Genomic DNA, 7,064 nt, shown 5'->3' with positions numbered 1-7,064 from the left:
CACATTAATCAGCACTAATAATTACCTTTAATTTTTAGTGTAGTACTTATTAATTAAAACACTAATTATAAGTAAAAAAAACGCCGCTATTAAGCGGCGTTTATTAACTTACTTTGTTTTACTAAAGCTTAGTCAGCTTGTGGACGCATATGCGGGAACAATATAACGTCTTTAATTGTTGATGAATCAGTAAACAACATTACTAAACGGTCAATACCAATACCTTCACCAGCCGTTGGCGGTAAGCCGTACTCTAGTGCGCGTATGTAGTCTTCGTCGTAGTGCATTGCTTCATCATCGCCTGCGTCTTTCTCTTCAACTTGACGAGTAAAGCGCTCAGCTTGGTCCTGTGCATCGTTAAGCTCAGAGAAACCATTTGCAAGTTCACGGCCGCCAACAAAAAACTCAAAACGGTCGGTAACAAATGGGTTTTCGTCGTTACGGCGTGCAAGTGGTGATACTTCCCACGGGTAACCAGTAATAAACGTAGGTTGAATAAGCATGTGCTCTGCTGTTTCTTCAAATATTTCACAAAGAAACTTACCTGGGCCCCAAACACAGTTTTCAGGAATTTTAACGTGCACTTGTTTAGCGTACGCTTTTAACTCTTCAAAATGGTTTTCTGGGTCGTTAAATACCGCAGCATCAAACTCAGGGTTATATTTTAAGATAGCATCCGCCATACTTAAACGTGTAAACGGTTGGCCAAAGTCGTATTCAACTGAATCGATAACTTCGCCGTTTTCGTCCTTAGTTGTATTAACTACAATTGCACTACCTAGTACGTTTTCTGCAACAGTACGTAGCATGTCTTCGGTAATGTTCATCAGGTCGATGTAATCAGCGTATGCTTGGTAAAATTCAATCATTGTAAATTCTGGGTTGTGGCGTGTAGATAACCCTTCGTTACGGAAGTTACGGTTAATTTCAAATACACGATCAAAACCACCTACCACTAAGCGCTTTAAGTAAAGCTCTGGCGCTATACGTAGGTACATGTCGATATCAAGCGCGTTATGGTGAGTTACAAACGGACGCGCAGATGCACCACCAGGTATAACCTGTAGCATAGGTGTTTCTACTTCCATAAAGTCACGGTCTGCTAAAAAGCGACGAATACCTTCAACTACTTGTGAGCGAATGCGGAATGTTTCGCGCGTTGCTTCGTTAGTAATTAAGTCAACATAACGTTGGCGGTACTTTGTTTCTTGATCTGATAAGCCATGGAATTTTTCAGGTAACGGACGAAGTGACTTAGTTAGTAATTGATACTCAGTCATTTCTACATATAAATCGCCTTTGCCCGATTTATTTAGCGCGCCTTTAACACCTATAATATCGCCAGTGTCTAGCTGACCATATTTTTCTTTAAGGTCTTTTTGAACATCTTTAGATGCATACGCTTGTACGCGACCTTTCATGTCTTGAATTACAAAAAACGGTCCACGCTTTGCTAAAATACGTCCAGCAATAGACACAACTTCTTGTAGTTCAACTAATTCTTCTTTGCTCTTATCACCAAACTGGGCTTGCAAATCAGCCGTGTAATGCTCACGACGGAATTGGTTTGGATGACCGTTGGCTGGGCAATTTTCGCGTATCGCGTCTAACTTGCCACGACGCTCAGCGATTAACTTGTTTTCGTCTTGGATTTTATCAGTCATTTTTTAGCTCTTTATTAGCTTGGTGGTTATAGGCCAGATTTAAGGCTGGCTTCAATAAATTTATCTAAGTTACCGTCAAGTACCGATTGGGTATTGCGGTTTTCAACGCCTGTGCGTAAATCTTTAATACGTGCGTCATCAAGTACGTATGAACGTATTTGGCTACCCCAACCTATATCAGATTTAGCGTCTTCTTGCGTTTGTTTCTCAGCATTTTGCTGCTGTAGCTCAAGCTCAAATAATTTAGCTTTTAACTGCTTCATCGCTTGGGCTTTATTTTTATGCTGTGAACGCTCGTTTTGACACTGCACTACGGTATTTGTTGGTACGTGAGTAATACGAACCGCCGATTCGGTGGTATTAACGTGCTGACCACCCGCGCCTGATGCACGGTAAACGTCTATACGTAGGTCTGACGGATTAATATCAATTTCAATATTATCGTCAATCTCTGGGTATACAAACGCAGAAGCAAATGAGGTATGACGACGACCACTTGAGTCAAACGGGCTTTTACGCACTAAACGGTGAACGCCTGTTTCTGTTCGTAACCAACCGTAAGCGTATTCGCCAACAAAGCGAACTGTTGCGCCTTTAATACCGGCAACATCACCGTCGGTTGCTTCAACTAGCTCAACTTTAAAGCCTTTAGCCTCGCCCCAACGTAAATACATACGAAGTAGAATATTACACCAGTCTTGTGCTTCAGTGCCGCCAGAACCCGATTGTAAATCAAGGTACGCATCGTTTGAGTCATGAGGACCTGAAAACATACGACGAAACTCTAAACCTTCTAACTGCTCGTTTAGATCGCTAAGTTCGCTTTGTGCTTCATCAAAGGTATCTTGATCTTCGGCTTCTACAGCAAGTTCAAGTAGACCTTCAACGTCGTCAGTACCGGCTACAAGGTTGTCGATTGTTTCAACAACAGCCTCTAATGCTGATTTTTCACGGCCAAGCGCTTGTGCGCGTTCAGGCTCATTCCATACGGCTGAATCTTCAAGTTCGGCGTTAACTTCTTCTAGGCGTTCTTGTTTAAGAGCGTAGTCAAAGGTACCCCCGAAGCAATTCAGTACGTTCGCGAATTTCCTTGATTTGGTTAATCACAGGATTCACTTCAAACATGTACATCACTCCAAAATGGCTAGGTAATTGCGCCCCTTTACATGGGATTTTCGCAACAAATTATCGTCAAATGATAAAAACGCCCGATTTTAACAAAAAACCGCGCGCTTTATTAGCCTTTTATGCATGATTTGTGCATATTTTTTAGTGCACTTTTTCAAGCTCTCTAACTATTAATTGCAGCGTAAATTTACCTCTAAACTCATTTATATCGAGTTGATAGGCTACTTTTACAAACTTCGCTTCTGTGTCGGGCCATTCTTTTACATCAATACCAAAGGCAATGGCGTCAACTAATCGCCCTGATTGATGCTTTAGCACCAGCTTTAAATGCTTTTCGCCGACTATGCGCTGCTGTATTACTTCAAAGGTGTGCTCAAACACCGGCTCAGGAAATTGCTGCCCCCACGGGCCCGATTGCTTTAATAGCTGAGCAAACTCCATCGTAAAGCAGTCGTTTGGCAGCTCACCGTCGGTAAATACAATGCAGCGTTTACTTTCTTCACTCAGTTGCGCACTCACGGCAGCATCAAATGCTTTTTTAAAGTCATTAAAGTGTTGCTCATTAATACTTAAACCAGCGGCCATTGCATGGCCACCAAACTTATTAATTAAGTGTGGGTCGGCTGTATTTAGCCCTTCGAGTAAGTCGCGCATGTGCAACCCTTCTATAGAGCGGCACGAACCTTTTATTTCACCGTTTTCGCCACCAGCAAATATAACGGTTGGTCGGTGGTATTTTTCTTTTAAGCGACCAGCCAAAATTCCAATAACACCTTGATGCCAATCATCTTGAAACAAGCAGATTGCATCAGGGACGTTATCGTCGCTAAATGCGAGTCTATCAAGCACGGCTTGCGCCTCGGCTTGCATGCCTTGTTCTATTTCGCGCCTTGCAAAGTTTAAGCTATCGAGCTCGCTGGCAATACTACGTGCTTGATTTATATCGGTGCTAAGTAAGCATGCTATACCCAAACTCATGTCGTCTAATCGCCCTGCTGCATTTAAACGCGGCGCAAGTGAAAAGCCAAAGTCGCTTGCGCTTAAGCGCGCAGCATTGCGGTTAGCCACTTCAATAAGCGCGGTGATGCCAGGGCGTGTTTTACCACTGCGAATACGTGCTAAACCTTGATGTACTAAGGTGCGGTTATTTGCATCAAGTGCGACCACGTCAGCAACCGTACCAAGCGCTACAATGTCGAGCAAGTTAGCTAAATTAGGCGGCGGTTGCTGCTCAAAATAACCAAGGTCTCGCATTACGCTTCTCAGTGCTATTAGTAAGTAAAAAGCAACGCCAACGCCTGCTATAGATTTAGACGGGAAGTTACATTCGTGCCTATTTGGATTTACTATTGCATCGGCATTTGGCAGCTGCTCACCTTGTAAGTGATGATCTGTTACCAGCACTTTAATACCAACCGCTTTTAAAATATCAATACCAGCAATACACGATATGCCGTTATCTACGGTGATCACTAAATCAGGCTTTATTTGTACTATTTGCTCTGCAAGTGCGGGGCTTAAACCATAACCTAAGCTAAACCGGTCAGGAATTAAGTAATCTAAATGCTTAAAGCCAAACATCTCAAGGCCTTGCATTAATGTTGCAGTACTTGTTGCGCCATCAGCATCAAAATCGCCGACTATTAATATTTGGCTTTGCGCTTTTAATGCTTCAATTAATAAGTCGCTGGCTTTGTCGATGTCTTTAAACAATTTGAAGTCGTGAAGCGTAGCTACGCTGTTATTTAGCTCATCGGCATTAAATACATTGCGGTTAGCATAAATTTGTTTAATTACAGGGTGTAAATTACTCGGTAGATGCGAGTCGTCAACGTTTTCACGCGCAATGATTAGTTTTTTCATGCAGAGTTTTAACTTATTGGGTCGTATTAAAAAGACAAAAAAAGGCCATTAAGGCCTTTTTATTAGCTATAAAACGTATTACGACGCTTTGTTAGCATCTAATGCTGCTTTTAGTGCTGCTGCTGGCTGGTAACCTGGGATCATCGTACCATCTTCTAAAATAATGGCAGGTGTGCCGCTAATACCAAAGCTTTGACCAAGCTGGTAATGCTCTGCAACCGGTGCGCTACAGCCTGCAACTACTTTAGTGCTTGTACCCGACTTAGCTTCTGTTAGTGCTTCTTGCTGATCGCGTGCACACCATACGTTCATTAAATCGGCGTAGCCTGAACCTTGTAAGCCACCACGTGGAAACGCAAGGTACTTAACGGTAATACCCGCATCAAGTAAATCGTCTAACTCGCGATGTAATTTACGACAGTAACCACAGCTAATGTCGGTAAATACGGTAATACTGTGTTTTTCGTTTGGTGCTTTGTACACAATCATCGAATCTTCGTATTCTTTAATGCCCTCAACACGCACGCCGTTTAATGCTTGCTCTGTTAAGTTGTTACGATTATTTAAATCGATTAACGTGCCTTGCATTAAAAATTGACCATCTGGACTTGCGTAAAGCACGCCCTTATTAGTGATCAACTCTTTTAAACCCGCTACTGGGCTTGGGTTAATTTGCTTTACAGTTACACCAAGCTCGGCAAATTTAGTAATAATAGGATCATTAGCATCTGGTGTTACAGCAACGCCATTTGCAAATGCACTAATACTTGTGCACAACATGGCACCTGCTAACATTAATTTTTTCATAACTTCTCTCTATCCTAAAAACACTTAATATATTGACCGGCTTAATAATATTTACTTTCAAACTTACGCTCGCGGATGATGCTCTGCGTGTACCGACTTTAACCGTTCATTGGCAACATGGGTATAAATTTGCGTCGTTGATAAATCGCTATGGCCCAACATCATTTGTACCACACGTAAATCTGCCCCATGATTTAATAAGTGCGTAGCAAAAGCATGGCGCATGGTATGGGGCGATAATGGAGACTCAACTGATGCCAAAATAGCATAGTGTTTAATTCTATGCCAAAAGGTTTGTCGCGTCATGCCTACTCCGCGCTTAGATGGGAACACAAAATCGGTGGCGTGTTTTATCATTTGTGCACGCCCACCCTTTAAAAACTGCTCCAGCCAATACATGGCTTCTTCACCCAATGGCACTAAGCGCTCTTTGTTACCCTTGCCTTTTACAAACACAACCGCTTGGCGCAAATTAATTTGCTCCATACGAAGCCCAACAAGCTCACTTACACGCAACCCCGTTGCATAAAGTAGCTCTAGCATGGCTTTGTCGCGCAGTCCCATCGCTTCTTCTGTGTTGGGCGCATTTAACAATGCCTCAACTTCAGCTTCTGAGAGTGTTTTAGGTAACGACTGTCCGGCTTTTGGTTGAGCTATGTTTAGCATGGGCGAATCACTAATTATTTTTTCGCGTACAAAGTACTGATAAAAACGCTTTAGCGCACTAATGCTACGTGCTGTACTGCGTGGTTTTAAACCTAAATCAACTCGATGGGCTAAGTAGCTTTCTATGTCTAGCCCCGTTACCGTCATTAAATTTTCGCCCTTTAAAAATAGGCAAAACTTATCTAAATCACTGCGATAAGCGCTTAATGTATTTTCGCTTACGCCTTGTTCTAAGTACAGGCTATCTAAAAAGGTTTCTAGGTAGTCGCTATTACTGCTCATACTGCTGTTATTTTCAAAAGAATCGTCAGATAGCGTTGTCACATTATGCTCTCATGCTTTGCTAAGGTATCAATTAAAAATACCTTACGGTAAACTTGAGCCTATCATATCAGGCAATTACACAGTGATAAATACGATGCAAATTGGTTTATTTTTTGGTTCTACTACGTGCTACACCGAAATGGCAGCAGAAAAGATTCGCGACATTATTGGTGCCGATATAGTTACCCTGCACAATATTAAAGACGAGCCACTAAAAAATGCAGAGCAGTACGACTTTATCATCTTTGGTATTTCAACATGGGATTTTGGTGAAATACAAGAAGACTGGGAGTCAAAGTGGGACGACATAGCCGACGTAAACCTAAATGGTAAAACCATTGCTTTATTTGGCATGGGCGATCAACAAGGTTACGGGCAGTGGTTTCAAGATGCGCTAGGCATGCTACACGACGAAATAAATACGCAAACATTTACTCAACTTGGTTTTTGGCCAAACGACAGTAGTTACGAGTTTGAAGCTTCAAAAGCATTAACGCCTGATGGTAAACAGTTTGTAGGACTCGCGCTCGACGAAGACAGTCAATACGAGCTAAGCGATGAGCGTATTGCAACATGGGTTGAACAGGTAATGACTGAATATAGCGAAACGCT

At 42.3% G+C, this 7,064-nt stretch carries 6 protein-coding genes; 1 reads left to right on the top strand and 5 read right to left on the bottom strand.

Translation table 11 applies throughout. The features are described from left to right. Positions 1-128 precede the first annotated feature (128 nt). The 5 genes from lysS to xerD all read right to left on the bottom strand — a co-directional run bounded on the left by lysS (position 129) and on the right by xerD (position 6,452). Complete coding sequence (lysS, locus tag H5072_RS08160; protein WP_002961420.1) at positions 129-1,664, bottom strand: lysine--tRNA ligase; 1,536 nt, start codon at positions 1,662-1,664, stop codon at positions 129-131. Positions 1,665-1,690: 26 nt separating this feature from the next. Then, positions 1,691-2,789 (bottom strand): peptide chain release factor 2 gene (gene prfB / locus H5072_RS08155; protein ID WP_100218355.1). Its coding sequence is split into 2 segments (ribosomal slippage): positions 1,691-2,713 and positions 2,715-2,789, totalling 1,098 coding nucleotides; the frame shifts between segments, so codons are not numbered across the junction. A 144-nt stretch (positions 2,790-2,933) separates the two neighbouring features. Next, positions 2,934-4,655 (bottom strand): single-stranded-DNA-specific exonuclease RecJ, encoded by a 1,722-nt coding sequence (gene recJ / locus H5072_RS08150; RefSeq protein WP_039488346.1) that lies wholly within the window; start codon positions 4,653-4,655, stop codon positions 2,934-2,936. A gap of 78 nt (positions 4,656-4,733) precedes the next feature. Next, entirely contained in the window at positions 4,734-5,462 is a 729-nt protein-coding gene (gene dsbC / locus H5072_RS08145) for a bifunctional protein-disulfide isomerase/oxidoreductase DsbC (protein ID WP_002961417.1), read from the bottom strand. A 63-nt stretch (positions 5,463-5,525) separates the two neighbouring features. Continuing rightward, positions 5,526-6,452, bottom strand: a complete 927-nt coding sequence (gene xerD / locus H5072_RS08140; RefSeq protein WP_002961416.1) for a site-specific tyrosine recombinase XerD — start codon at positions 6,450-6,452, stop codon at positions 5,526-5,528. 94 nt (positions 6,453-6,546) lie between these two features. Here xerD and fldB point away from each other — a divergent pair. Continuing rightward, positions 6,547-7,064, top strand: a 518-nt coding sequence (gene fldB / locus H5072_RS08135; RefSeq protein ID WP_024605911.1) for a flavodoxin FldB, incomplete at its 3' end; no start/stop codon positions are given.

The sequence above is a fragment of the Pseudoalteromonas sp. SR45-5 genome, assembly GCF_014163565.1.
In the GTDB taxonomy this organism is placed as follows: domain Bacteria; phylum Pseudomonadota; class Gammaproteobacteria; order Enterobacterales; family Alteromonadaceae; genus Pseudoalteromonas; species Pseudoalteromonas distincta.
The sequence above is the reverse complement of the archived record's forward strand: the minus strand, read 5'-3'. Positions and strand labels throughout refer to the sequence as shown.